Annotated in this window: 27 protein-coding genes; 10 read left to right on the top strand and 17 right to left on the bottom strand. The window is 73.3% G+C overall.

The window, feature by feature from the left end; genetic code table 11:
- Positions 1-88: 88 nt before the first annotated feature.
- A complete protein-coding gene (locus ABZ815_RS19740; protein ID WP_357699743.1) occupies positions 89-556 on the top strand; it encodes a GNAT family protein in 468 nt (155 codons plus the stop codon).
- A gap of 145 nt (positions 557-701) precedes the next feature.
- Here ABZ815_RS19740 and ABZ815_RS19735 read toward each other — a convergent pair whose 3' ends face one another.
- From ABZ815_RS19735 to ABZ815_RS19725, 3 genes are all read right to left on the bottom strand, one after another.
- The gene (locus ABZ815_RS19735; RefSeq protein WP_357699741.1) at positions 702-1103 is read right to left on the bottom strand and encodes a hypothetical protein; all 402 of its coding nucleotides are present in this window, start codon (positions 1101-1103) and stop codon (positions 702-704) included.
- A 1-nt stretch (position 1104) separates the two neighbouring features.
- Positions 1105-1641 carry a dihydrofolate reductase family protein gene (locus ABZ815_RS19730; RefSeq protein WP_357699739.1) on the bottom strand — a complete coding sequence of 179 codons (537 nt, stop codon included), beginning with the start codon at positions 1639-1641 and terminating at the stop codon, positions 1105-1107.
- A gap of 600 nt (positions 1642-2241) precedes the next feature.
- A complete protein-coding gene (locus ABZ815_RS19725) occupies positions 2242-2832 on the bottom strand; it encodes a TetR/AcrR family transcriptional regulator (protein WP_357699737.1) in 591 nt (196 codons plus the stop codon).
- Positions 2833-2913: 81 nt separating this feature from the next.
- On the opposite strand from ABZ815_RS19725, the gene ABZ815_RS19720 reads away from it, so the two are divergent.
- Positions 2914-3738, top strand: coding sequence for an alpha/beta fold hydrolase (locus ABZ815_RS19720; RefSeq protein WP_357699735.1), 825 nt, complete (start codon positions 2914-2916; stop codon positions 3736-3738).
- Positions 3739-3798: 60 nt separating this feature from the next.
- Here the strand turns inward: ABZ815_RS19720 and ABZ815_RS19715 are convergent, their stop codons facing one another.
- From ABZ815_RS19715 to ABZ815_RS19705, 3 genes are all read right to left on the bottom strand, one after another.
- Positions 3799-4695 (bottom strand): RNA polymerase sigma-70 factor, encoded by an 897-nt coding sequence (locus tag ABZ815_RS19715; protein ID WP_357699733.1) that lies wholly within the window; start codon positions 4693-4695, stop codon positions 3799-3801.
- A 108-nt stretch (positions 4696-4803) separates the two neighbouring features.
- Positions 4804-5403, bottom strand: a complete 600-nt coding sequence (locus ABZ815_RS19710) for an SRPBCC family protein (RefSeq protein WP_357699731.1) — start codon at positions 5401-5403, stop codon at positions 4804-4806.
- A gap of 45 nt (positions 5404-5448) precedes the next feature.
- Positions 5449-5796 carry a hypothetical protein gene (locus ABZ815_RS19705; RefSeq protein ID WP_357699729.1) on the bottom strand — a complete coding sequence of 116 codons (348 nt, stop codon included), beginning with the start codon at positions 5794-5796 and terminating at the stop codon, positions 5449-5451.
- Between the two features lie 141 nt (positions 5797-5937).
- Here ABZ815_RS19705 and ABZ815_RS19700 point away from each other — a divergent pair, with 141 nt between their 5' ends.
- Positions 5938-6636, top strand: coding sequence for a TetR/AcrR family transcriptional regulator (locus ABZ815_RS19700; protein ID WP_357699727.1), 699 nt, complete (start codon positions 5938-5940; stop codon positions 6634-6636).
- Between the two features lie 151 nt (positions 6637-6787).
- Here the strand turns inward: ABZ815_RS19700 and ABZ815_RS19695 are convergent, their stop codons facing one another.
- Both ABZ815_RS19695 and ABZ815_RS19690 read right to left on the bottom strand, forming a co-directional pair.
- Positions 6788-7396, bottom strand: coding sequence for a dihydrofolate reductase family protein (locus ABZ815_RS19695; RefSeq protein ID WP_357699725.1), 609 nt, complete (start codon positions 7394-7396; stop codon positions 6788-6790).
- A gap of 100 nt (positions 7397-7496) precedes the next feature.
- Positions 7497-8057, bottom strand: a complete 561-nt coding sequence (locus tag ABZ815_RS19690) for a TetR/AcrR family transcriptional regulator (protein ID WP_357699724.1) — start codon at positions 8055-8057, stop codon at positions 7497-7499.
- A 153-nt stretch (positions 8058-8210) separates the two neighbouring features.
- On the opposite strand from ABZ815_RS19690, the gene ABZ815_RS19685 reads away from it, so the two are divergent.
- Positions 8211-9125 (top strand): chlorophyllase, encoded by a 915-nt coding sequence (locus ABZ815_RS19685; RefSeq protein ID WP_357699722.1) that lies wholly within the window; start codon positions 8211-8213, stop codon positions 9123-9125.
- Positions 9126-9130: 5 nt separating this feature from the next.
- Here the strand turns inward: ABZ815_RS19685 and ABZ815_RS19680 are convergent, their stop codons facing one another.
- Genes ABZ815_RS19680 through ABZ815_RS19665 form a run of 4 tightly spaced genes read right to left on the bottom strand, consistent with a single transcriptional unit; the run spans position 9131 to position 12378 of the window.
- A complete protein-coding gene (locus tag ABZ815_RS19680) occupies positions 9131-10030 on the bottom strand; it encodes a GNAT family N-acetyltransferase (RefSeq protein ID WP_357699720.1) in 900 nt (299 codons plus the stop codon).
- Positions 10031-10041: 11 nt separating this feature from the next.
- Positions 10042-10686 (bottom strand): response regulator transcription factor, encoded by a 645-nt coding sequence (locus tag ABZ815_RS19675; RefSeq protein WP_357699718.1) that lies wholly within the window; start codon positions 10684-10686, stop codon positions 10042-10044.
- Positions 10677-11777, bottom strand: coding sequence for a histidine kinase (locus ABZ815_RS19670; RefSeq protein ID WP_357699716.1), 1101 nt, complete (start codon positions 11775-11777; stop codon positions 10677-10679). The genes ABZ815_RS19675 and ABZ815_RS19670 overlap by 10 nt, the downstream gene beginning before the upstream one ends.
- Positions 11761-12378: a DedA family protein gene (locus ABZ815_RS19665; protein WP_357699714.1), complete on the bottom strand. Its 618-nt coding sequence runs from the start codon at positions 12376-12378 to the stop codon at positions 11761-11763. The genes ABZ815_RS19670 and ABZ815_RS19665 overlap by 17 nt, the downstream gene beginning before the upstream one ends.
- Before the next feature lie 225 nt (positions 12379-12603).
- Here ABZ815_RS19665 and ABZ815_RS19660 point away from each other — a divergent pair, with 225 nt between their 5' ends.
- Positions 12604-15216 (top strand): DEAD/DEAH box helicase, encoded by a 2613-nt coding sequence (locus ABZ815_RS19660; RefSeq protein WP_357699712.1) that lies wholly within the window; start codon positions 12604-12606, stop codon positions 15214-15216.
- Complete coding sequence (locus tag ABZ815_RS19655; RefSeq protein WP_357699710.1) at positions 15213-16352, top strand: SWIM zinc finger family protein; 1140 nt, start codon at positions 15213-15215, stop codon at positions 16350-16352. The genes ABZ815_RS19660 and ABZ815_RS19655 overlap by 4 nt, the downstream gene beginning before the upstream one ends.
- Positions 16353-16395: 43 nt before the next feature.
- On the opposite strand, the gene ABZ815_RS19650 is transcribed toward ABZ815_RS19655, so the two are convergent.
- On the bottom strand, positions 16396-17880 hold the full coding sequence (locus ABZ815_RS19650; protein ID WP_357699708.1) for a pyridoxal-dependent decarboxylase: 1485 nt from the start codon (positions 17878-17880) through the stop codon (positions 16396-16398).
- Positions 17881-17987: 107 nt separating this feature from the next.
- Here ABZ815_RS19650 and ABZ815_RS19645 point away from each other — a divergent pair, with 107 nt between their 5' ends.
- Positions 17988-18494 (top strand): ricin-type beta-trefoil lectin domain protein, encoded by a 507-nt coding sequence (locus ABZ815_RS19645; protein ID WP_357699706.1) that lies wholly within the window; start codon positions 17988-17990, stop codon positions 18492-18494.
- Positions 18495-18515: 21 nt separating this feature from the next.
- Here ABZ815_RS19645 and ABZ815_RS19640 read toward each other — a convergent pair whose 3' ends face one another.
- Complete coding sequence (locus tag ABZ815_RS19640) at positions 18516-19085, bottom strand: WHG domain-containing protein (RefSeq protein ID WP_357699704.1); 570 nt, start codon at positions 19083-19085, stop codon at positions 18516-18518.
- A gap of 69 nt (positions 19086-19154) precedes the next feature.
- Between ABZ815_RS19640 and ABZ815_RS19635 the strand changes: the two genes are divergently transcribed.
- Positions 19155-19652, top strand: coding sequence for an FBP domain-containing protein (locus ABZ815_RS19635; protein ID WP_357699702.1), 498 nt, complete (start codon positions 19155-19157; stop codon positions 19650-19652).
- A gap of 7 nt (positions 19653-19659) precedes the next feature.
- Here the strand turns inward: ABZ815_RS19635 and ABZ815_RS19630 are convergent, their stop codons facing one another.
- Positions 19660-20607, bottom strand: a complete 948-nt coding sequence (locus ABZ815_RS19630) for a GNAT family protein (RefSeq protein ID WP_357699700.1) — start codon at positions 20605-20607, stop codon at positions 19660-19662.
- 44 nt (positions 20608-20651) lie between these two features.
- Between ABZ815_RS19630 and ABZ815_RS19625 the strand changes: the two genes are divergently transcribed.
- Positions 20652-21242: a TetR/AcrR family transcriptional regulator gene (locus ABZ815_RS19625; RefSeq protein ID WP_357699698.1), complete on the top strand. Its 591-nt coding sequence runs from the start codon at positions 20652-20654 to the stop codon at positions 21240-21242.
- Between the two features lie 7 nt (positions 21243-21249).
- On the opposite strand, the gene ABZ815_RS19620 is transcribed toward ABZ815_RS19625, so the two are convergent.
- Together ABZ815_RS19620 and ABZ815_RS19615 are read right to left on the bottom strand one after the other, a co-directional pair.
- Positions 21250-21888: an SDR family oxidoreductase gene (locus ABZ815_RS19620; RefSeq protein WP_357699697.1), complete on the bottom strand. Its 639-nt coding sequence runs from the start codon at positions 21886-21888 to the stop codon at positions 21250-21252.
- A gap of 56 nt (positions 21889-21944) precedes the next feature.
- Complete coding sequence (locus ABZ815_RS19615; protein ID WP_357699695.1) at positions 21945-22535, bottom strand: TetR family transcriptional regulator; 591 nt, start codon at positions 22533-22535, stop codon at positions 21945-21947.
- A gap of 94 nt (positions 22536-22629) precedes the next feature.
- Between ABZ815_RS19615 and ABZ815_RS19610 the strand changes: the two genes are divergently transcribed.
- On the top strand, positions 22630-23430 hold the full coding sequence (locus tag ABZ815_RS19610; protein WP_357699693.1) for an SDR family oxidoreductase: 801 nt from the start codon (positions 22630-22632) through the stop codon (positions 23428-23430).
- Positions 23431-23443 lie beyond the last annotated feature (13 nt).

Genomic DNA, 23443 nt, shown 5'->3' with positions numbered 1-23443 from the left:
GGTGGCGATCACGTTGGGTGATGGAAACGGCCGCCTTGCGGGCGTGCCGCCGGAGAACTGTCGGTGCCTGGTGGCACACTCGGCGGGCATGAGCGATGACGTGCGGCTGCGGCCCGTCCAGGAGGCCGATCTGGAGGTGTTCCTGGAGCAGGAGCACGACGAGGAGGCCGTCCGGCGGTCCAGGTTCGTCCCGCGTGAGCGGGCGGCCTTCATGACCCACTGGGCCACCCGGGTGCTCGGCGATCCCACCGTCCTGGTGCGCGCGGTCACGGTCGACGGGGAGGTGGCCGGGAACATCGTGTCCTGGTGGGAGGGCAGGCGGCGGTTCGTCGGCTACTGGCTGGGCCGCTCCCACTGGGGCCACGGCGTCGGCACCACGGCGCTGGGGCTGTTCCTGGCGGAGGAGAGGACCAGGCCCCTGCACGCCGACCCCTTCGCGGGCAACACCGGTTCGGTGCGGTTGCTGGAACGTCACGGGTTCCGGCACGCGGGCACGGTCTTGCACGGCGACGACGAGCATCTGCTGATGGTGCTGGGCGACGACCTGCCCGCCTGACTTCGGGTGGGCCTTTACCGGGCGGGGCCGTCGCCGACCGGCTTCCGGCGAGGGCGCGGGGCTTCCCGGGGTGTGGGTTTCGCCTGGGGGCTGGGTTTGGCCTGGGGGGCTGGATTTGGCGGGGGCGTCCGACGGGGTTGCGGGGTCAGCCGCGGCCGCCGGTGAACGGGGGCTCGCCCTCCTTCAGGGCGCGGAAGCGCAGCGCCGACCACACCTCGTCCACCGCCACCTGGCCGTTGGGACGCAGCCCGTACTCGCCGACGATGGGCCACAGCGTGTCGCGGTTGATGTCGGACTTGTTGCCCTTGGGGTAGGCCACCCAGACCACGGGCGGGGTGGTGAGCTCGTCGCGGTGCTCGTCCAGGATGCGGTGGGCCGCGGCGGCGTCGGAGGCGAAGATCAACGCGACGTCCGCGTCCCTGACGGCTTCGGCCTCCTGGGCGCCCTCCGGCAGCGGCCCCAGGAGCGGCCGGTGGGCGGGGTCGGAGACCCACACGCTGCTTCGCGGCTTGATGAGCAGCTTGTCGGCGACGGTCTTGGCGGTCATGTCATGCCTTCGTGTAGATCAGGTTCAGCACGCCGGTGCTGAAGGTGGTGGAGGTGGTCAGGCGGAGCGGGATCTGCTCGCGCGCGTCGTCGAACAGCCGCTTGCCCGAGCCGACGACGATCGGGTGGAGCAGCAGGTTGAGCTCGTCGAGCAGGCCCTCGCGCAGCAGCGAGACGACCAGGGTGCCGCTGCCCACGACGGAGATGTTCCCACCGGGGCGCTCCCGCAGCGCCGCCAGGTCGGCCAGGCTGACGACCTCGGTGTTCTGCCAGGACGGCGAGGTCAGCGTGGTGGAGACGACGTACTTGGTCTGCGAGTTCATCGCCTCGGCCATCGGCTCCTTCTCGGGGTCCTGGTTCGGCCAGTAGGCGGCGAACTCCTCGTAGGTGTTCCGGCCCAGCAACATGGCGTCGGCGGCCTGCATCTGCTCGCCGACCGACTGGCCCATCTCGTCGTTGAAGTACGGGAAGTGCCAGGTGTCGGGGGCCTCGACGACGCCGTCGAGGGAGATGAACAGGCCCGCGGTGATCTTTCTCATGATTGTCGCTCTCCTTGAGTCCTTGAGGTGGCTCAACCTTCCCACCGACAAATGAAGTTGTCAAGACGACTTCCCTTGTCCGACATTCTGGGGCGTGGAGGTGGCCGGTGGCATGGGATACGCGCTGCTCAACGGCGCAGCGGCCACGGGAGCGGGCCGTGAAACGCGGCGACGGCGCGGGCTTGGGGGCGGGACCGCGAAAGGCGACGGTGGCGCGGCCTCGGGCCGGACGGCGACACCCGAAAGCCTCCGCGCGGGCGGGGCCCTGGGCGGGCGGCGAGAGGCGAAGGCGGGGTGGCGTTCGGGTGGGGTGGTGAAGACGGGCGGGGTGGTGAGCACGCGAGAGCCCCCGCGTGGGTGCGGATTGTCGGGCGCGCAGAACGGCTTCGAAGGCGGGCGGAGGGCCCCCCGCCGCCGGTTGTTACGGAACGGCCCCCATCGCGCACCAAGGACGGTCGGCTGAGTTCGGGACTGCGCGGGGCGGCCCTGGGGGCGGCCGGTCGCAGCCAGGCGAAGCGCAGCGAGGCGGGGCAGGGCAGGGTGGAGCGCGACAGGGCGGAGCGCGACAGGGAGAGGCGTGCGGGCCGGGGACTGGGGTTGCTAGGTGTGGGGTGTGGCGGCGGAGAGCAAGGTCAAGGCGGCTTGGCGGGCCTGGTCGGCGGCGTCGGTGCTGTCGTGGTGGGCTGCCACGACGGTAGCGCCCTCGACCAGCATCAACAGCTGCCGTCCCAGAAGTCGCGGATCGGCGGCCCCGGCGCGTTCGGCGATGCCGGTCAGCAGCTCAAGGTAACGGTCCAGGTGGCGGGCGGTGATGGCCCGTACGGGATCGGTGTGGTGCTGGGCGGCGGCGTTCAGCAGGGCGCAGCCGCGGAAGACCGGGTCGTCGTACCACTGCCGCAGAGCGTCGAACACCGCGGCCAGCCGGGCGCGCGGATCGTCGCCCGCGGCTTGGGCGCAGGAGGCCAGCCGGTGTGCGACCCGGTCGCTGCGCTCCCGCAGCACGGCTTCGACCAGGCCGTCCTTGGTGCCGAAGTGGCGGTAGAGGGTCTCCTTGGAGATGCCGATGCCGGAGCACAGTCCGGCGACGCCGATGCCGTCGAGGCCGTGCTCGTACAGCAGCTCGGTGGCGGCGCCCAGGATGGCGGCGCGAGTGCGGGCGGGGTCGATCGTGGAGCCTTTGGCCACGGGCATGGCACAGATAGTACCGGTCGGTTCGATCCGATGCTAACGTCTCGGCTCGTACCGATCGGTTCGATCTCGGGGAGTTCACCCATGTTTGATCCGCTTGCCGCCGACCCGCCGCGTGACCCCGAATTCCCGGCCACCACGCCGGAGGTGACGTTCGACAGCGGAGGCGAGCGCCTGCTCGGCGTGCTGCACGTGCCCGCCGGACGCGGCCCGCACCCCACCGTCGTGCTGCTGCACGGATTCCCCGGCAACGAACGCAACTTCGACCTCGCCCAGGCACTGCGTCGCGCCGGGTACGCCGGCCTGGTGTTCCACTACCGGGGATCGTGGGGCGTCGGCGGTTCGTGGTCCTGGGGGCACGTGCTGGAGGACGCGGCCGCCGTCGTCACCGGGCTGCCCGGCCTCGCCGAGGCTCATCGGCTCGACCTGCGGCGTCTGGCGCTGGCCGGTCACAGCATGGGCGGGTTCGCGGCGTTGATGACGGCGGCGGCCCATCCGTCCGTGGCCGCCGTCGCCTCCGCCGCCGCGTTCGACCTCGGCGCGGCCGCCGCGCTGTGCCGGGACGACGCCGAGGTTCGCGCCCGGTACGTCAAGGCGTTCGACGGCGAGCTGGCTCCCTTGCGCGGCACCAGCGGGCAGGCGCTGGTCGGCGAGATGGAGGCGGCCGGCGACACCTGGCAACTGGCCCGGCTCGCACCACGGCTGGCCGGACGCCCCGTGCTCCTCATCGGCACCGGCCACGACGCCGTCACCCCGAACGAGTTGCACCACGATCCCCTCGTCGCCGCCTACCAGGCACAACCCGTCGAACGCCTCGAACACCACCTCTTCCCCACCGACCACGCCCTGTCGGACCACCGCGTCACCCTGGCCCGCACGATCCTGGCCTTCCTGGACCGCGTCCTGTGACGGGACATGATCGGCGACCGGGCGCCTGCCGCACCCGGATGTCGATGTCGGCGCGTCGTGTCAGCGGGTCACGACGGTTTCGTGTTCGACCCGCGACAACTTGCCGGGGTTGCGCACGGCGTACAGGCCGCTGATGAGACCGTCGTCCAGGCGGATGGCCAGGACGGAGTCGACCTCGCCGTCGATCTCGACGATCAAGGCCGGATGCCCGTTGACCTGGGCCGGGCGCAGACGGGCCGCGCCGGCGATCCTGGACAGCACCTCGGCCACCGTGAGCGCGCCCTCGACCGGCGCGAGCGCGGCCCGCACCACGCCGCCGCCGTCGGTGAGCAGGACGACGTCCGGCGCCAGCAGGTCGAGCAGGCCCCGCAGGTCGCCGGTCTCGATCGCGCCCTGGAAGGCCGTCAGCGCCTGGCGGGCCTGCTCGGCCGAGACGCTCGCGCGGGGACGGCGCGCGGCCACATGGCCCCGGGCGCGGTGGGCGATCTGCCGCACCGCCGCCGGGGTCTTGGCGACGGCCTCGGCGATCTCGTCGTAGTCCAGGCCGAACACCTCCCGCAGCACGAACACCGCGCGCTCGGTGGGATGGAGCGTCTCCAGCACCAGCAGCATGGCCATCGAGACGCTCTCGGCCAGCTCGACGTCCTCGGCCACGTCCGGCGAGGTCAGCAGCGGCTCGGGCAGCCACGGGCCGACGTAGGACTCCTTACGCCGGCGCAGGGTGCGCAGCCGGGTCAGGGCCTTCCGGGTGACCATGCGGACCAGGAACGCGCGCCGGTCACGCACGCCCTCCAGCTCGATCGACGCCCACCGCAACCAGGTCTCCTGCAGGATGTCCTCGGCGTCGGCGGCCGAGCCCAGCATCTCGTAGGCGACGGTGAACAGCAGGTTGCGATGGGCGACGAACGTCTGGGTCGCGCTGTCGGACTGGTCCGCCGGTTCGGCGCTCTGGCTCACAATCTGCTCCTGCCTGTCGGTTCTCGACCCTGCCACACGCACAGGACGCCGGCCGCCGCCGCCCTGTGACATCCGGCGACGGTGGCGTGCGTCACAGGGCGCGGGCGGTCAGCGGGACTCGGCGGCGGTCTTCAGGTCGCGCAGCCACGCCTCCAGCCCCGCGCCGAGGAGCTTGGTGGAGGTGGCCACGTCGGCCTCGACCTGGGCGCCGGTCCAGGTCTCCTCGGTGTGCACGCGCACACCGCCCTTGACCCGGGTGAACGTCCACAGGTGCACGCCCTGGTCGATGCGCACGCCCTCGCCGACCGCCGGGCCGCTCCACAGCAGGCAGTCCTCGCTCTTGAGGCGGCGCAGGGTGGAGGTGATGTGCATGGTGGTGGCCGGGGTCGTGGCGGTGGCCGGAGCCGGGGTGGTCCAGCGCCACGACGACCCGGCGCGCAGCGGGCCGTGGTCGAGGCGCTTGCTGGACAGGACGGGCTTCTGCCAGTCGGGCCACCCCTCCACCCGGGTCTGCAGCCGGAAGATCCTGCTCAGCGGAGCCTTGATCACGATGTCGGCGTGGTAGCGGATGCGGGCCGAGGCGTCCACGCCCTCCCCGCGGCACCGGGACCCGTGAGTGGTGGCCTGGGCGGCCGGGACGTTGCCCGCCAGGACGCCGGCGACGGCCAGCGGGATCAGGAACGAGGCGATACGGATGTTGCTGAACATGGTGGTGTTCCTCTCGTTGAGGGATCGAGATCGAAGGGGGACGCCTCAGCGGCGGCCGGCCCGCAGGACGGCCGCGACCAGGGCGGCGCAGGCGGCGACGATCAGCACGGCGAAGGCGGGGTGCATGTCCTTCGACAGGCTCGGCGCCGCGTCGGACCGGACCAGCCACACGGCCAGCGGCGCCGCGTAGGTGAGGGCGACCAGCACGGCCGCCCATCGCACCACCCGGTCCCGGGCGTGACGCAGGGCGCCGACCAGCACGACCGCGACCGGAACGGCCGCCAGCAGCGCGAACTGGCCGACGACCATGACGGGGACCGCCCAGGCGGCGACGCTCACCGCCACCGGCGTGCCGCGGCCGGTACGGGCGGGCGGTTGGTACGTGCTGGTCATGACGTTTCCCCTTCACCTGGACGGCCACGGGCGGCTAGAAGCTCGTGCGTTCGTTAGAAGTTATAACGGTGCGACGAGAGGAGTGTCAACAACGTTCGTGATAGCCTCTAACTAAATTTCTGAGGTGTAGCGGAAGGCGGCATGACCATGGCCGACACCGGCACGGCGACCCCGCGCGAGCGCTACCGCGCCCAGGTCCGCGCCGAGATCAAGGAACACGCCTGGCGGCAGATCGCCACCACCGGAGCCTCCGCGCTGTCCCTCAACGCGATCGCCAAACAGATGGGCATGAGCGGCCCCGCGCTCTACCGCTACTACGCCAACCGCGACGAGCTGATCACCGAACTCATCCGCGACGCCTACCGCAGCCTCGCCGACACCCTCCGAACAGCCGCAGAAGAAGCCGCCGGGAAAAACGGCGGGACAAGCAGCGAGGAAGGCGGTGGCCTGGCCGTGCTTGCTCACGCCGTACGCGGCTGGGCTCTGCGTGACCCCCAGCGGTACCTGCTCATCTACGGCACCCCCGTCCCCGGCTACCACGCCCCCGACGACATCACCGCCATCTCATCCCAGATCATGACGCTCCTGCTCGACGCCGGCTCGGCCACCCCGCCCGAGCAGCCAGAGCAGCCCGCCAGCCTGCTTGAACGCCACCTGGCCGACCATGGCGACTGGGCCGCCGGCCACCCCGCCCCGCCCGCCGTCCTGCACCAGGCGCTCAGCTTCTGGACCCGGGTCCACGGCGTGCTGTCCCTGGAACTGGCCGGCCACTTCACCGGCATGGGCTTCGACCCCGCCCTGCTCTTCGCCGCCGAAGTGGACGACCTGCTGGCACGCTGACCCGGCACACACCACAGACCCGGCCCGGGCTGGAGCGGCCCGGCCCGAGGCGGGACCGGACACGCCACAGGCCCGATCCCGCCCGAGACGCGCCACAGGCCCGGCCCCGCGCGAGGCGGGACCGGACCTGTGCGACGCGCGTTACCGAGCGTTACCGGACGTCCTGGGGCAGATGGGCCTTGGCGTCGTCGTAGGAGCCCTCGCCCACGGCCGCGGCGGGACGGTAGACCAGGTACAACACGCCCGTGGTGAACGTCTGGGAGCTGACCAGCTCCAGCGGGATCGGGGTGTCCCCCTCGTCGAACAGCCGCTCGCCCTTGCGCACCGCGATCGGGTGCACGAGCAGGTGCAGCTCGTCCAGCAGCCCGGCGGCCAGGAGCCGGCGGACCACCGAGACCGAGCCGCTCATCGCGATCCGGCCGCCCGGCTCGGACTTCAGCTCGGTCACGGCCTTGACCAGGTCGCCCTGCAGCAGCTCGGAGTTGCGCCAGGTGAACTCCAGCGGCTGACGGGACACCACGATCTTGCGCGCGTCGCCGATCGTCCTGGCGAAATCGGCGTCCTCGCCGCCCGCCTCCTCGCGCTGCGGCCACGCCCCGGCGAAGCTGTCGTAGGTCTTGCGGCCCAGCAGCATCGTGTCGGCCATCTGCGACGTCACCGCCGCGCCCATCTCATCGTTGAAGTACGGGAAGTGCCAGTCGGCCGGGTCCTGGATGACACCGTCGAGCGAGATGAACAGGTTTGCGCTGATCGTCCTCATGATGACCCTCCATGCGGGGGCGGGGCCGTCCGGCCACGCCGTGTCGTGATGTGCCCGAAGTCTCGCGGGTCCGGCTTACGGTTCTCCTACGGTCACCCTTTCACCGGCCCAGCCCCGCCACGAGGAACCCGACCAGGCGGCGGGCGTCGTAGCGGGGGTCGGCGCCGGCCCCGATGCACAGGTTCCCCACCCCGCGCATGAGCTCGAAGGCGTCCAGGCCGGCGCGGATCTCACCGGCGGCCGCCGCGGCCTCCAGCAGGCGCGCGCACACCGGCACCAGCCGGTCCAGGAAGTAGGCGTGCAACGTCTGGAAGCCGGTGTTGTCCGGCTGCAGCACCGCGGCCAGCCCGTGCTTGGTGACCAGGAAGTCGACGAACAGGTCGATCCACTGCCCCAGCGCCGCGTACGGGCTCGCGGAGGAGGCCAGCAGCGCCGGACCGGCCTCGGCGCAGGACTCGACCTGGTGACGGTAGACGGCGATGACCAGGTCGGCCCGGGTCGGGAAATGGCGGTAGATCGTGGCGGTCCCGACCCCGGCCTCGGCCGCGATGTCACGGATCGGCGCCTCCACGCCCGAGGTGAGGAACACCGCGGCGGCCGCGCGGAGCAGGTTCTCCTCGTTACGCCGGGCATCAGCCCGTTTCGGACGCGAGTGGTCCACGCCGTTCCCTCCGGATTGCTAAACGGGACACGGTCCCGTATCGTCAAAACGGGACACAGTCCCGCTTGCTCATGATGTCAGAGCGGAGCGCCGGCGGCAAAGCCCTGCCCTCCGCCACGCCCACCTGCCACCACCCACCCGGAAGGCACACCCATGCCCACATCGCCCAGCACCCCGGTCGTCTCGGTCAGGCCGGTCGTCCTGCCCGCACCCGGACGGGGCGAGGACCTCCAGGTCCGCGTCTCGGCCCCCGCCACCGGCGACCGCCTGCCCGTCATCGTCCTGTCCCACGGCCACGGCTGGTCCATGGACGGCTACGCCCCCCTGGCCGACTTCTGGGCCGCCCACGGCTTCGCCGTCGTGCAACCCACCCACCTCGACTCCCGCACCCTCGCCCTGCCCGCCGACGACCCCCGCACCCCCACGATCTGGCGCGTCAGGGTCGAGGACCTCAGGCGCGTCATCGACGACCTGGACGTCCTGGAAGCCGCCCTCCCCGGCCTGGCCGGACGCCTGGACCACGACCGCCTGGCCGTCGCCGGCCACTCCTGGGGAGCCCAGAGCGCCGGCATGCTCCTCGGCGCCCGCGTCCTGGACGCCGACGGCACGCCAGGACAGGACCTGTCCGACCCCCGCGTCAAGGCAGGCGTGCTGCTCGCCCTCCCCGGCCTGGGCGGCCGTGACCTGTCAACGTTCGCCGCCGAGCACTTCCCCTTCATGAACCCCGCCTTCGACGGCATGACCACCCCCGCCCTGCTGGTCGCCGGCGACAAGGACGACTCCCCGCTGTCGAGGCGAGGGCCGGACTGGTTCACCGACGGCTACCACCTCAGCCCCGGCGACAAGAGCCTGCTGACCCTGTTCGGCGCCGAGCACACCCTCGGCGGCGTCGCCGGACACCAAGTCGCCGAGACCACCGACGAGAGCCCCGAACGCCTGGCCCTGCTGCAGCGGCTGACCACGGCCTACCTGCGCACCGCCCTCGACCCCGGCGACACCGCCTGGCCCGACGCCCGCGCCGCCCTGAGAGCCGCCCCCCACCCCCTGGGCCAGATCCAGAGCAAGTAGGCCGCTCAGCCCACCGGGCGGCGGAAGCCGAACGTCTCGTGCCGCCGGACGAAACCCAGCGAACGGTAGAGCTCGCGGGCGGCCACGTTGGTCGCGTCGTGGTTCACCGTCACCACCCCCACGCCCAGCGCCCGCATGCGGCGCATCGCGTGCAGCATCGCCGCCCGCGCCAGGCCCCGCCGCCAGAACGCCGGATGGGTGCCGACCGGCTCGAAATGACCGATCGCGTTGCGCTCGTCGATCCAGCCGACCGCGAAGGCCGCGATCCGCCCGTCCGGCGCCTGGACCACGATCTCGTCGGCCGGGTCGTAGCCGGGCCGCTCCATCACCGCCGCGCGGTAGAGCGGCCCGGTCCAGTCGTCGCCGAACGCCGCGTTGCGCGCCTCGGCCAGCCCATGGGCGTCCTCGGCGACGGCGTGCCGCACCACGAACCCGGCCGGCACGCCCGGCTCGGGCACCGGGTCGCGCAGATCGCGCTCGTTGACGTGGTCCCAGACCCGGAACCGCTCGAAACCGGCCCGTCCCAGCAGGCCGATCCGCGCGGCGTCGCAGTCGAAGACGTCGGTCAGCACGTACGGCTCACCCGGGTCCATCATCCGCGCGGTCGCCCCGGCCGCCTCCTCCAGCATGTCCAGCTCCCGCGGCCCGCCACGCAGCCGCGGCGCGGCGAAGACGTCGAAGGCGCAGCCGAACCGCAGCAGGATCGCGATCCCGGCCAGGCCGTCGCCGTCCTCCCACAGCCGTACCAGCTCGGCGGCCGGACGGCGGTCGCGCAGATTGTCATAGACGCGGTGCGGCAGCTCGCCGACGTGGTCGTAACCGCACCGCCCCGCCTGGCCGATCCACCCCGCCATGACCGACCGCAGGGACGGCAGATCCTCATGACGGAAGACACGCACGCGCACAACGGACCCCTTCAGGACTTCAGGAAGTGCAGGACGGCCAGCACCCGGCGGCTGTACCCGCTGGCGTGCGACAGGCCCAGCTTGTCGAACAGCGAGTTGACGTGCTTTTCCACCGCGCTCTGCGAGACGTGCAACTGCGCGGCGATCGAGGCGTTGGTCATGCCCTGGGCCATGCGCTCCAGCACCTCCCGCTCCCGCGCGGTCAGCCGGGCCAGCGGATCGACCTGCGTGGTACGGGCCAGCAGCTGCCGCACCACCTCCGGATCGAAGGCCGCGCCGCCGGCCGCCACCCGCTCCAGCGCGTCCAGGAAGTCGCCGACCTGCGCCACCCGGTCCTTCAGCAGGTAGCCCACGCCTTCGACGTCGGCGCTCATCAGCTCGGTGGCGTACCGCTTCTCCACGTACTGCGACAGCACCAGAACCTTGACGTGCGGCCAGCGCCGACGGATCTCCAGCGCCGCCCGCAGCCCCTCGTCGGTGTGGGTCGGCGGCATGCGCACGTCGACCACCACGACGTCCGGGGCGTGCTCGGCCACCGCCGCCACCAGGGCCTCGCCGTCGCTCACGGCGGCCGGCACCTGGTGGCCCTCCTCGCCCAGCAGGCGTACCAGGCCCTCGCGCAGCAGCGTGGAGTCCTCGGCCAGGATCACCCGCACGGCAGCACCGCCGACACCGTCGTCGGGCCGCCGGGCGGGCTGACCACCTCGAAGGCGCCGTCGAGCGCCGCCACCCGCCTGGCCAGCCCGGAAAGGCCGCCCCCCGAGGGCCGCGCGCCGCCCGTCCCGTCGTCGCCCACCCGTACGAGCACCCTGTCGTCCTCCTGCCTGACCTCGACCGTCACCAGCGTGGCGGCCGCGTGCTTGGCGGCGTTGGTCACCGCCTCGCTGACCACGAAGTACGCCGCCGTCTCCACCGCCATCGGCGGCCGCAGCGGCAGCTCGCACACCACCGTGACCGGCACGCCCGCGCGCTCGGCCACCCCGGCCAGCGCCTCGCCCAGCCCGAGGGAGTCCAGCCCGCTGGGATAGACCCGCCAGGCCACCTCGCGCAGTTCGGCCAGCGCCTGCTGGGCCTGCTCGTGCGCCTGCCCCAGCAGCTCCGGACGCCCCCGCCGGGACCGCCCGATGAGCATCGACAACGCCACCAGGCGCTGCTGGAGCCCGTCGTGCAGGTCACGCTCGATCCGGCGGCGCTCGGAGTCGACCGCGGCCACGATCCCGGCCCGGCTCTCGGCCAGCTCGGCGATCCTGCGTTCCAGCGCCTCGGTACGGTCGGGCCCCAGCATGCGCCCGGCCAGCCGCCGCTCCAGCGCGTGCACCCCCGCCAGCCCCGACAGGGCGATGAACAGCAGCACGCACCCGCCGACCACGAAGTAGAGCACCAGCGGCGGCGTCGGCGTCATCCCGTCGTAGGGCTCGCCCCGGGCCCAGGCCCCCAGCAGCAGCACCCCGGCGCGCGCGCCCAGCACCAGCAGCGCCACCACCAGCCCGCCCAGCACCCCGGCCGGGATCCTGGCGGCCAGGTAGCGCGCCGGCCGCGTGTCCCACCCGGACAGGGCGTCGAGCGCGGCGGTGTCCAGGCGCAGGCGGCGCGCCTCGAACGCGGCCAGCCGCGCCGCCCGCTCCCGCACCCGCGGCCGGCCCAGCACGGGCAGGGTGAGCAGCAGGAACAGCGCGCCGGCCGGCGCGGTGAGCCCGCCCAGGACCACCGCGCCCAGCACCTTCAGCCCTTCAGCGGCGGTTCGCATGCCGTCCTTTGCGCCGTTCCGTCAGCCGTACCGTGACGAAGACCACGATCGCCAGCGCCACCAGGCCGATCACCACGTTGGTGCCGATGCCCACGTAGGCCTCCACCAGCGACCAGTTCTCGCCGAGAAAGTATCCCGCAAGCACGAAGATGGTGTTCCAGATGGCGCTGCCGGCCGTCGTGAGCAGCGTGAACGTCACCAGCGGCATACGTTCCACACCCGCCGGCACCGAGATCAGGCTGCGGAAGACGGGGATCATCCGGCCGAAGAAGACGCTCTTGCGGCCGTGCCGCAGGAACCACGCCTCGGTCTTCTCGATGTCGGACACCTTGACCAGCGGCAGCTTGGCGGCGATGGCCAGCGTGCGCTCGCGGCCGAGCATCGCGCCCACCCCGTACAGCGCCAGCGCCCCGGCGACGGAGCCGAGCGTCGTCCACACCAGCACCTCCAGCAGGGCCAGCTCGCCCCTGGCGGCGGTGAAGCCGGACAAGGGCAGGATGACCTCGCTGGGCAGCGGCGGGAACAGGTTCTCCAGCATGATCGCCAGCCCGGCCCCGAAGGCGCCGAGGTTCTCCATCAACGCAATCAACCAATCCGTCATGTCCCCCAGGCTACGAATGATCGGGTAGACCGGTAATGAGGCGGACTGCCGGATGTGCTCTGTGGTAAACCACACCCCCACGTACCGTACACTGTACGGTCTATGAGTCCTCTTCCGGATCTGGCACGACACCCAGCGATCTTCCGACCCGGCGATCCCCCCAGGTCCGGTCATTTGGTCTTCCTCGACGACGAAGGCGACGGCACGGCCACTGTGCTCGAAACAGTGATCGAACAGGACGGTGACGGCTCGCCCCGCCCCCGCGAGCGCGCCGTCACCGAGATCCCCGTCGCCGACGCCGTCGCCGTGCTGGCCAGGGCGCGCGCCGACGCCGCCGCCCACCCGGCCACCCGCTTCTGGGGCGCGGTCGCGCTGGTCGCCCTCCAGCTCGTCACCCGCGGCCGCATCCTGCCCGCCGTCTCACCCGACGGCCACGACTCCTGGCGCGCCGGCCCCCTCGACGCCGCCGACGCCCGCCGGGTGCGCGAACTGGCCGAGGCCATGCCCGCCGCCGCCCGCGCCCTCCCCGTGGGCGACCTGCTGCTGCCCGACGCCGAGCCGCTCGTGCGCGCCTTCCTCGACGCCGTGGCCGACGCCATGCCCCGCTCGCCCGGAGCCGTACGCGCCACCGGCACCACCGCCTTCGCCGCCGTCAAACCCGTCAAGGTGCCCCACCTGCGGCCCTGGGCCCAGGAGGTCTCGGCGGGGCTCGACTCCGGCGTCCGGCTCTCGCTCCGGCTGGAGACCGACGACCTGGCCCAAGCCGACTTCCGGGCCGTCGTCCAGGTGCACGGCCTGGCCGACCCCTCGCTCGTCGTGGACGCCGCCGACCTGTGGCAAGGACACGACCCCGGGTTCGGCCCCGGCGCCAGGATCGAGGTCACCCTCGCCCTGCGCCGCGCCGCCCGCGCCTGGCCCCGCCTGGAACGGCTGCTCGACCACGCCGTCCCCGACGAGCTCGCCCTCACCGACGGCGACGTGGAGGACCTGCTGACCGGCGCGGCCGACCGGCTCACCGCCGCCGGCGTCGAGGTCCACTGGCCGCGCTCCCTCGTCCGCGGCCTGAGCGCCCACGCCGTCGTCGGCGAACGCGACAGCGCGCCCTCCGACCTGCCCTCCTTCCTGGGCGGCCGCCACCTGACCAGCTTCAACTGGCGGCTCGCCCTCGGCGGCGCCCCGCTGAGCGCCGCCGAGATGGACCTGCTGGCCGAGTCCCACCGGCCCGTCGTACGGCTGCGCGACCAATGGGTGCTCATCGAACCCGGCCTGGCCCGCAAGGCCCGCCTGCGCGACCTCAAACCCCTCACCGGCCTCCAGGCGCTCGGCGCCGCGCTCACCGGCACGGTCGAGATCGACGCCGAAGGCGAACCGGAACAGATCGCCGTCGAGCCCACCGCCTGGCTCGCCGACCTGCGCGACCGGCTCACCGACCCCGACCCCGTCGACCCGCCGCCTGGCCTGGCCGCCACCCTGCGCGACTACCAGCTCCAAGGGCTGCGCTGGCTGGCCAGGATGACCTCGCTCGGCCTGGGCGGCTGCCTGGCCGACGACATGGGCCTGGGCAAGACCATCACCCTGATCGCGCTCCACCTGCACCGCGCCGGCACCGGGCCCACCCTCGTCGTCTGCCCGGCCTCGCTGCTGGGCAACTGGGAACGCGAGATCACCAGGTTCGCCCCCGGCGTCCCGGTCCGCCGCTACCACGGCGCCGCCCGCACCCTGGCCGACGACGGGTTCGTGCTCACCACGTACGGCACCATGCGCCTGGACGCCGCCACCCTCGGCGCCCACCCCTGGGGCCTGCTGGTCGCCGACGAGGCCCAGCACGTCAAGAACCCCGCCTCCGGCACCGCCAAGGCGCTGCGCGAGATCCCCGCCGCCGCCCGCGTCGCCCTCACCGGCACGCCCGTGGAGAACAACCTGTCCGAACTGTGGGCCGTCCTCGACTGGACCACCCCCGGCCTGCTCGGCCCCCTGACCCGCTTCAGGGCCCGCTGGGCCAAACCGGTCGAGTCCGGCGACGCCGACACCGCCGCCCGGCTGGCCAGGCTCGTCGGCCCGTTCCTGCTGCGCCGCCGCAAGAGCGACCCCGGCATCGCCCCCGAACTGCCGCCCAAGACCGAGACCGACCGGCCCGTCCCCCTCACCACCGAACAGGCCGCCCTGTACGAGGCCGTCGTCCGCGAGAGCATGACCCAGATCGAGAACGCCAAGGGCATGGCCAGACGCGGCCTGATCGTCAAACTGCTGACCGGGCTCAAGCAGATCTGCAACCACCCCGCCCACTACCTGCACGAATCGTCCCCCCGGCTGACCGGCCGCTCCGGCAAGCTCGAACTCCTCGACGAGCTCGTCGACACGATCGTCGCCGAGGACGGCGCCGTGCTGGTCTTCACCCAGTACGTCGCCATGGCCCGGCTCCTGGACAAGCACCTGACCGGCCGCGGCGTCGGCACCCAGCTCCTGCACGGCGGCACCCCGGTCGCCCGCCGCGAGGAGATGGTCGCCCGCTTCCAGGACGGCCACGCCCCCGTCTTCCTGCTCTCCCTCAAGGCCGCCGGCACCGGCCTCAACCTCACCCGCGCCGACCACGTCATCCACTACGACCGCTGGTGGAACCCCGCCGTGGAGGACCAGGCCACCGACCGCGCCTACCGCATCGGCCAGACCCGGCCCGTCCAGGTGCACCGCCTCATCGCCGAAGGCACGATCGAGGACCGCATCGCCGCCATGCTGAGCGCCAAGCGCTCGCTCGCCGACGCCGTCCTGGCCTCCGGCGAGGCCGCCTTCACCGAGCTGACCGACGCCGAACTCGCCGCACTCGTGGAGCTCAGATGACCGCCGTACGCGGATTCGCCGCCTTCCCCCCGCAACGCGCCGGCGCCCGCTTCGCCACCACCTGGTGGGGCCAGGCGTGGATCAAGGCCCTGGAGGACACCTCGCTCGACCAGACCCTGCTGCGCAAGGGCCGCGCCTACGCCAAGACCGGCCAGGTCGGCCCGATCACCGTCAGCCCCGGCAGGCTCGCCGCCGTCATCGAGCACGAGTACGACACCGTCGTCCGCGTCGAACAGCTCACCGACGCCGCCTGGGAACGCTTCCTGGACCAGGTCGCCGCCAAGGCCGGGCACATCGCCGCCCTGCTCGACCGCGACGTCCCGCACGACCTGGTCGAGGCCGCCGAGGACGCCGCCGTGCCGCTGCTGCCCACCGTCGGCGACCTGGAACCCGAATGCTCCTGCCCCGACTGGGGACACCCGTGCAAGCACGCCGCCGCCCTGTGCTACCAGGCGTCCTGGCTGCTGGACGGCGACCCGTTCGTCCTGCTGCTGCTGCGCGGACGCGGCGAGCGGGACCTGATCGAGGCCCTGCAGACCCGCCACCTGCCCCTGGCCCAGCCCCCCGCCGCCGGCGCGGGGACCACTGCCGCGGCCGGTGGCGTGCCCGCGGCGCAGGCGTTCGCGGCCGGCCGGCCGCCGCTGCCCGAACCGCCGCCGCACGAGAGCGCCTTCACCCCCCTGGCCCTGGACCCCGCACCCGGCGTGGACGTGGCCGCCCTGGCCGTGCTGGCCGCCTCCGCCGCCGGCCGCGCCCGCCAGATCCTGCAGCGCGGCCGCCTGGAACCGCTGACCGAACACCAGGACCGCGTCCGCCTGGCCGCCGAGCACGACCTCGACCTCGGCCTGGAACCCGCCGTCCAGGCCTGGCGCTACGGCGGCGCCCCCGGCCTCGACGCCCTCGAAACCCCCTGGACGCCGCCCCGCCAGGACCTGGCCAGAGCGCAGGCGCTGCTGGAGTCCGGCTGGGACGGCGAACCCCCGCCCGGCCTGGAGACCTGGCGCAACCGCTGGACCCTCGGCCCCCGCCAGGTCCGCTACGGCCGCGACGGCCGCTGGTACCCCTTCACCCGGCACGACGGCCACTGGTGGCCCGCGGGCCCCCCGGAACGCGACCCCTCCACCCTCCTCCACTGACTGCGCCGGGGGCGGGCCGGGGTGGGGGCCGGGGTGGGGCCGGTCAGGGGGCGAGCTCCTCGGCCTCGCCCGCCGCCGCCACCGTCGCCACCAGCCGGTCGAGGTCGGCCGGCGTGGCGTACGGGTTGAGCAGAGTCAGCTTGAGCCGCACCCGCCCCGGCCCCGCCCCCGGCAGCTCGGTACGCCCCACCACCGCCCGCCCCTCCCGCAGCAGCCTGCGCCGCAACCCCGCGTTCACCTCATCCGAGCGCGCCGGATCGGCCGGCACGTACCGGAACAGGAACGCGGTCAGCACCGGATCGGCGTGCAGCTCCAGCCGCCGATGGGCGCGCACCGCCGCCGCGCCGTGCCGGGCCAGGTCATGGCAGGCCTCCACCAGGCGGCCCAGCCCCGCCCGGCCCAGCGTGCGCAACGTCACCACGATCTTGAACGCGTCGGCCCGCCGCGTGGTGCGCAGCGAGTACCCCAGCAGGCTCGGATAACCGGCCTCCTCGTCGTCGGCCGGGTTGAGGTAGGCCGCCCGCCGGGCCAGCGACGCGTACGTCTCGGCCCGGCGCACCAGGAAGACCCCCGCCGCGGCCGGCTGCCAGCCGAGCTTGTGCCAGTCCAGCGACACCGAGTCGGCCAGCGCGAGACCGTCCAGGAGCGGCGCGAGCCGGTCCGACAGCAGCGCGCCACCACCGTAGGCGGCATCGACGTGCAGCCAGGCGCCGTGCTCGGCGGCCAGCGCCGCGCACGCCCGCAACGGATCGATCGCCCCGGTGTCCGTCGTGCCCGCCGTGGCCACCACCGCCACCGGCAGCTCCCCACGCCGCACGCTCGCCCCCAGCGCCCCCGCCAGCGTGCCGGCGTCCATCCGCAGCTCCCGGTCGGCCGGGACGGCCACCACCGCCTCCTCCCCGAGCCCGAGCAGCGCCGCGGCCCGCCGGACGGAGAAGTGCGCCGCCTCGGAGGCGAAGATCCGCGGCCGGGCCGAGCCGGCGGGCCCTCGCCCCGGCAGGCCCGCCAGCTCGACCCTGTCGCCCGCCGCCCGGCCCACCACCGCGTCCCTGGCCAGCATCAGGCCCATCAGGTTGGACTCGGTGCCGCCCGAGGTCAGCACGCCGGCCGCCGCCGACCCGAACCCCACCAGATCGGCCAGCTCGGCCAGCAGCGACGTCTCCAGCGCGGTCGCGGCCGGCGCCTGGTCCCAGGAGTCCAGCGACGGGTTGAGCGCCGAGACCGCCAGATCGGCCGCCACCGCCACGGCCAGCGGCGGACAGTGCAGATGCGCCGCGCAGAACGGATCGGCCGGATCGGCGCTCCCGTAGGCCAGCAGCTCGGTCAGCGCCGTCAGGCCGCCGCCCTCCGACGCGAACGCCCGCGCCACCTCGGCGGCCAGCTCACCGGGCGTGCCGGCGGGCAGCGGACCGGCCCGCCGTCGCGCGCCCTCGGCCAGGGCGGCCAGCACGTCACGCAGCAGCGGCTCCAGCGCGGCCGCCCCGCCCACGCCGCCGGACAGGGCCTGATCCGTCGTCACATCGCTCACCCGGCCACTGTGCGGCACCGGCGGCCCCGCGGCCAACACGCACCTCGATGGAACGCCATGGAACGCCCAGACAGATGGACACCCGCAACGACCAGAAGGAGACCCCCATGAGACACCTGCGCCGGATCGGGTACGCGCTGGGCGCCGCGCTCGCCCTCGGCCTGATCCCCGCCACCGCCCACGCCGCGACGCCCGTCCACGTCAAGGAGGCCGAACAGAGCAAATGCCTCGACATCCGGACCGAGGACGACATCTTCGTCCCCGGCGCCCGGCTGCAGCGCTTCACCTGCCACAGCGTCAACGAGCAGCAGTGGGAGATCCTCCCGCTGGCCGGGGACGCGTTCCTGCTGCGCAACCCGCTGACCCGGATGTGCGTGGCGGCCGAATCGGCCGGGTTCGGCGCGCAGGTGGTGGAACGGGCCTGCGGCGAGTCCGACCCCGCCGTCAGATGGTTCACGCTGGGCGGGGTGCCGTTCGTCAAGGGCTCGGGGTTCAACCAGATCCGTTCGGCCCTGGCGTCGGGAAGCTGCCTGGACACCCTGGACACCTTCGTCAAGATCTTCCCGTGCTCGCCGGGGCTGACCAACAAGGCCCAGCTGTGGGCGGCCGTCTGAGCCCGGTTCTCAGGTCGGTTCTCAGGCCGGGGGCCAGTTCCGCAGGACGGCGTCCAGGGCGTCCAGCGTCCTGGACCAGGAGGACTCCACGTCGCGGGGATGACGGCGGAACCCGCCGGCCGTCTCCAGCGTCACGTAACCGTGCAGCGTGCTGCTCATCATGCGCAGCGCGTCGGTCTGGTCGGGCTCGGACAGGCCGTAGGCGCGCAGGACGGCCCGCGTCAGCTCCGCGTGGCGGCGGCCCGCGCTGACGTCCAGCGACTCGGAGTCGAGCTCCAGCTGGGTGGCGGCGTAGCGGCCCGGATGTTCCTTGGCGTAGCCGCGGTAGGCGTTGGCGAAGGGCACCAGCGCCTCCTTGCCCGACCGGCCGGCCAGCGCGGCGGCGGCCCGGTCGGCCATCTCGCCCAAGGCCAGCTCCGCCACCCTGAGCCGCAGCTCCTGGAGGTCCTTGACGTGCGCGTACAGGGCGGCGGGCTTGACGCCGAAGCCGCGGGCGAGCGCGGAGACGGTCACGTTCTGGAAGCCGACCTCGTCGGCCAGGTCCGCGGCCGCCCTGGTCAGACGGTCGACGGTCACTCCGGCGCGGGCCACCACGGCACTCCTTCTTAAAGGCTTTAAGTATTTGCATACTACCGTTAAGAACGGCTAGCCTCCACAACCATGAGACCGCTGACCGAACCCGACATCCGCACATCGTTCATCAACTGCACCAAAGGCGAGGCCAAACGCGTCGGCCTGCCCAGGGAACTGGCCGACCTGCCCTGGGACGACCTCGACTTCCTCGGCTGGCGAGATCCCGGCGCCCCCGAGCGCGCCTACCTGGTCGCCGAACGCGACGACACCCTCGTGGGCGTCGCCCTGCGCGTGACCTCCGGCGCCCCGCGGGCCTTCACCTCGCGCAGCATGTGCTCCTTCTGCCTGACCACCCACACCAGCGGCGGCGTCGCCCTGATGACCGCCCGCCGCACCGGCGAGCCCGGCCGCCAGGGCAACACCGTCGGCCAGTACCTGTGCGCCGACCTGGCCTGCCCCCTCTACCTGCGCGGCAGGAAGCAGGCCGCGGGCGCCGGCGTCGTGGACGAGTCGCTGACGCCGGCGGAGAAGATCGCCCGCACGCACGCCAACGTGCGTTCCTTCCTGGACAAGGTGGCCGCCTGACCCGGCCTCACTCGTCGTCCCAGGCCATCGAGCTCATCCGCCACCCGGCGGGCGTCCGGACGAACTGGGTGGTCTTGCGGCCCCCGCCCTCGAACGGCACCCCGTCCCGTACACCGGACTTGCGGTAGTCGCTGAACCGGTGCGCCACCGACCCGAAGATCTCGGTGCGCTCGGCGACCTCCCACTCGCGGAACTCGGTCAGCGTCCCGTCGGTGAGGATGCGCTGCCGGGGCTCGACGAAGCCGTCCAGGTCGTGGACCACGGGCTCGGGCCCGGTGTTGTTGACGATCATCGCCTGCGGGACGAACAGGTCGCGCACGACGCCGACGTCGGGGCGGCGTCCGCCGGTGTTGGTGAAGGCGCCCATGAACGCCGCCATCAGCCCGTCGAGCTCGGCCTTGACGCCGCAGGGCGGCCCGTCGTCGGCCAGCAGCGACCAGACCTCGCTGTCCTGCCGCTCGCCCCGGTACGGGAAACGCTTGCGCAGCACGCCGTCGCGGGTCATCCCGAGCCGGCGCGCCACCTCGACGCTGCGCGTGTTGCCCGGCGAGACCCACCATTCCACGCGCGCCATGCCGCGCTCGGCGAACGCCCAGTCGATCAGCAGCCGGCAGGCCCGGGTCACCAGCCCACGGCCCGTCCCGGCCGCCTCCAGCCAGCAGCCGATCTCGCACACCCCCGAGACCGCGTCGAACCGGGTGAACATGACGCCGCCGACCAGCGTGCCGGCCAGCCAGATCCCGTAGATGCGGGCGCCGTCGCCGGCCTGGTCGTCGGCATAGCGCTGCAGGACGGCCGTGGCCGAGGCCAGGTCGGTGCTGCGCTCGGCCCACGGGATCCACGGGTCCACCAAGGGGCGGGCGCGGTCGATGTGGTCCAGGAACTCCTGGGCCTGCCAGGGCTCCAGCGGGCGGAGCTCGGCGTCGTCGCCGAGCGGCAGTGTGAACACGGACACCGTCCAAAGGTACGTAACGAGCGTTCGGTATGTAAGGTAGCAGCATGCCACCCGCAGCCGGAGACCGTGAAGCCCGCCGCGAGGACGTCTCACAGGCGGTCTGGCAGGTGCTGGCCGACAAGGGGTTCGGCGGGCTCACCCTGCGCGCCGTCGCCGCCGCCATGGGCGTCTCGACCGGCCTGCTCATGCACTACTTCCCCACCAAGCGGGCCCTGGTCGGGCACGCGCTCGACCTGCTGGAGCGGCGCACGGCCGGCCGCCCCCGGCGCCGGGCCCCCGCCGCCGGCCTGGCCGCCCTGCGGGCCGCGCTGCTCGACATCCTGCCGCTGGCCCCCGCCGACGTCGCCCGCAACCGCATCTGGGTCAGCTCATGGGACCTGGCCCTGGCCGACGACGACCTCGGCGCCGGCCAGGCCGCCCGCTACACCCGGCTGCGCTCGGCGCTGCGCGCCCATCTGGAGGCCGCCCGCGACCTCGGCGAACTGCCTCCGGCGGCCGACCCCGAACGGCTGGCGGCCAGTGCCGTGGCCTTCGTCCACGGGCTCGTCGTCCAGGCGCTGTTCGACCCCGGACGCTTCCCCGAAGAGACCCAGACGGCCCTGCTCGACGACTTCCTGGCCTCGATCGCGGCCTGAAGCCCTGCTACGTGGCCACCGACACGACGTGCCCCGCCGAGGCCGGGTCGGCGGCCAGCTTCAGCATGCAGTCGGCCAGGTCGGCGCGGGTGGTGGAGCGGCCCCCGCGCAGGTTGAGATCCCTGGCCGTGCGGTAACGGCCGGTGAGCCCGCCGTCGAGCAGGCGCGACGGGCGCACGATCGTCCAGTCCAGGCCCGTGGCGCGCAGCAGGCGCTCGGACTCGGCCAGGTCGGTGTAGGAGTTCTTGAGCAGCGGCTGCAGGATGAGGGGCTTGAGCACGTACCGGGTGACCGCGCCGTCACCGGCGTCGGCGACCAGGCCCGCGGCGCTCACCAGCAGCACCCGCCGGGCCGAGACCCGCGCCATCGCCTGGGTGATCGAGCGCATGCTCGACGAGTGCACGGTGGTCGGGCCGCGCCCGCGCGGGCCGAGCGCGATCAGGACGGCGTCCCGGCCCTTGATCGCCGGGGCGATGGCCTGCGGGTCGGCCAGGTCGGCGGTCACGGTCTCGACGCGGCCGCGCAGCCCGTCCGGCAGCCGGGCGGGATCACGGACGACGGCGGTGACCTCGTGGCCCAGGTCGAGCGCCTGACGGACGAGTTCGAGCCCGGTGCGGCCGGTCGCGCCGAAGATGACGAGCCTCATGTCGTGCCCTTCGCGAGAGGGTGGGTGAACACTTACTCACCCTACTCGCCCCACCCTCAGCCGGCGGGGACGGGGACGTGGGCCGCCGCCAGGGCGCGCGCCGCCTCCACGACCGCCGCGCGGCGGCGGGCCAGCGCCCGGTCGGGATCGGGCTCGTCGAGGATGAGCCGGCGCATCTGCGGGGCCGCGAAGTTCCATGCCACCAGACCCAGCACGGTGAACAGCCAGTCCTGGGCGGTGGCCCGGTCGCGCAGGCCGGCCGCCGTCAGGCCCTCGACGTGCCCGACGTAGGACTCCCGGCGCTCACGTTCGCCCTCCACCGGCGCGTCGCCGACCTCCAGCGCCTCCCACATCAGCAACCGGACCAGCTCCGGATGCTCCTGGTACCAGTCGAACAGCTGGCCGACGGCCTCGGGCAGCGTGCGCGGGTCGAGGCTCACGGCGTGGCAGATCTCCTCCAGCTTGGCCCGCACGACCGTGCCGAACAGCTTGTCCTTGCCGCCGAAGTAGAGGTAGATGGCCTGCTTGTTGGCCTGGGCGGCGGTCGCGATGCGGTCGATCCTGGAGCCGGCCAGGCCGTGCTCGGCGTACTCGGCCGTGGCGGCCGCGAGGATCCGCCGCCTGGTCGCTTCGGCGTCGTAGGTCATACCGGCAATTAAACCATCCAGTTGACATTTGGGCGGAAGCGCGCCAGGGTTCTGCCTAAACCAACTGTATGGTTTATTTCTGGAGGAGAGATCGATGACCGTGAACACCCTTGCCCCCGTCCCCATGAGCCCGCCCCTGCCCACCGCGCTGGCCGGCCGCGGCGTGGTGGTCGTCGGAGGCAGCTCCGGCATCGGGCTGGCGGCCGGCGCGCTGCTGGCCTCCGTCGGAGCGCGCGTGACGCTGGTGGCCCGCGACCGCGACCGCCTGGCCGCCGCCGTGGACCGAGTCCGCACCTCCGCCGCCGCGACAGGCACCGTGACGGGCACCGTGACGGGCACCGCCGCGGACGGCAGCGACGAACACGACCTGCGACGCGTGCTGGACGAGGCCGGCCCCGTGGACCACGTCCTGGTCACCGCGGGCGACCTGGCCGGCGGCCCGTTCCTCGACACCCCCGTCGAGCAGCTCCGCCAGGCCGTGGACGGACGCTTCTGGGGCGCCTACGGCGCGGCCCGCGCCGCGGCCCGCGTCCTGCCCCCCGGCGGCTCCATCACCTTCAGCTCCGGCCTCTACCTCCAGCGGCCCATCCCCGGCGCGGCCGCCGCCATCGCGATCCTCGGCGCCGTCGAAGGGCTCACCAGGACCCTGGCCGTCGAGCTCGCGCCGCTGCGGCTGCGCGTCAACACCGTCAGGTACGGCATCGTGGACACCCCGCTCTCGCGCGGCACCTTCGGCCTCGACGGCGAGGAGGCGGTCGCCGCGGCCGGCTCGGGCACGCCGCTGGGCCGGTTCGGCACCGCCCAGGAGGCGGCCTCGGCCTCGCTGTTCCTCATGGCCAACAACTTCGTGACCGGGACCGTCCTGACCGTCGACGGAGGCCAGAGCCTGGCCTGACCTCCGTCGCGGC

This window comes from Nonomuraea sp. NPDC047529, from assembly GCF_040642995.1.
Classification (GTDB): Bacteria; Actinomycetota; Actinomycetes; order Streptosporangiales; family Streptosporangiaceae; genus Nonomuraea.
The sequence above is the reverse complement of the archived record's forward strand: the minus strand, read 5'-3'. Positions and strand labels throughout refer to the sequence as shown.

Bases quoted from the DNA above. Each gene is read 5' to 3' on its own strand.
- ABZ815_RS19740 (WP_357699743.1), top strand. From the start codon at position 89: ATGAGCGATGACGTGCGGCTGCGGCCCGTCCAGGAGGCCGATCTGGAG.
- ABZ815_RS19710 (WP_357699731.1), bottom strand. From the start codon at position 5,403: ATGTTCAGCAACATCCGTATCGCCTCGTTCCTGATCCCGCTGGCCGTC.
- ABZ815_RS19645 (WP_357699706.1), top strand. From the start codon at position 17,988: ATGAGACACCTGCGCCGGATCGGGTACGCGCTGGGCGCCGCGCTCGCC.
- ABZ815_RS19655 (WP_357699710.1), top strand. From the start codon at position 15,213: ATGACCGCCGTACGCGGATTCGCCGCCTTCCCCCCGCAACGCGCCGGC.
- ABZ815_RS19730 (WP_357699739.1), bottom strand. From the start codon at position 1,641: ATGAGAAAGATCACCGCGGGCCTGTTCATCTCCCTCGACGGCGTCGTC.
- ABZ815_RS19735 (WP_357699741.1), bottom strand. From the start codon at position 1,103: ATGACCGCCAAGACCGTCGCCGACAAGCTGCTCATCAAGCCGCGAAGC.
- ABZ815_RS19620 (WP_357699697.1), bottom strand. From the start codon at position 21,888: ATGAGGCTCGTCATCTTCGGCGCGACCGGCCGCACCGGGCTCGAACTC.
- ABZ815_RS19615 (WP_357699695.1), bottom strand. From the start codon at position 22,535: ATGACCTACGACGCCGAAGCGACCAGGCGGCGGATCCTCGCGGCCGCC.
- ABZ815_RS19705 (WP_357699729.1), bottom strand. From the start codon at position 5,796: ATGACCAGCACGTACCAACCGCCCGCCCGTACCGGCCGCGGCACGCCG.
- ABZ815_RS19720 (WP_357699735.1), top strand. From the start codon at position 2,914: ATGTTTGATCCGCTTGCCGCCGACCCGCCGCGTGACCCCGAATTCCCG.
- ABZ815_RS19685 (WP_357699722.1), top strand. From the start codon at position 8,211: ATGCCCACATCGCCCAGCACCCCGGTCGTCTCGGTCAGGCCGGTCGTC.
- ABZ815_RS19625 (WP_357699698.1), top strand. From the start codon at position 20,652: ATGCCACCCGCAGCCGGAGACCGTGAAGCCCGCCGCGAGGACGTCTCA.
- ABZ815_RS19610 (WP_357699693.1), top strand. From the start codon at position 22,630: ATGACCGTGAACACCCTTGCCCCCGTCCCCATGAGCCCGCCCCTGCCC.
- ABZ815_RS19725 (WP_357699737.1), bottom strand. From the start codon at position 2,832: ATGCCCGTGGCCAAAGGCTCCACGATCGACCCCGCCCGCACTCGCGCC.
- ABZ815_RS19635 (WP_357699702.1), top strand. From the start codon at position 19,155: ATGAGACCGCTGACCGAACCCGACATCCGCACATCGTTCATCAACTGC.
- ABZ815_RS19665 (WP_357699714.1), bottom strand. From the start codon at position 12,378: ATGACGGATTGGTTGATTGCGTTGATGGAGAACCTCGGCGCCTTCGGG.
- ABZ815_RS19700 (WP_357699727.1), top strand. From the start codon at position 5,938: ATGACCATGGCCGACACCGGCACGGCGACCCCGCGCGAGCGCTACCGC.
- ABZ815_RS19695 (WP_357699725.1), bottom strand. From the start codon at position 7,396: ATGAGGACGATCAGCGCAAACCTGTTCATCTCGCTCGACGGTGTCATC.
- ABZ815_RS19670 (WP_357699716.1), bottom strand. From the start codon at position 11,777: ATGCGAACCGCCGCTGAAGGGCTGAAGGTGCTGGGCGCGGTGGTCCTG.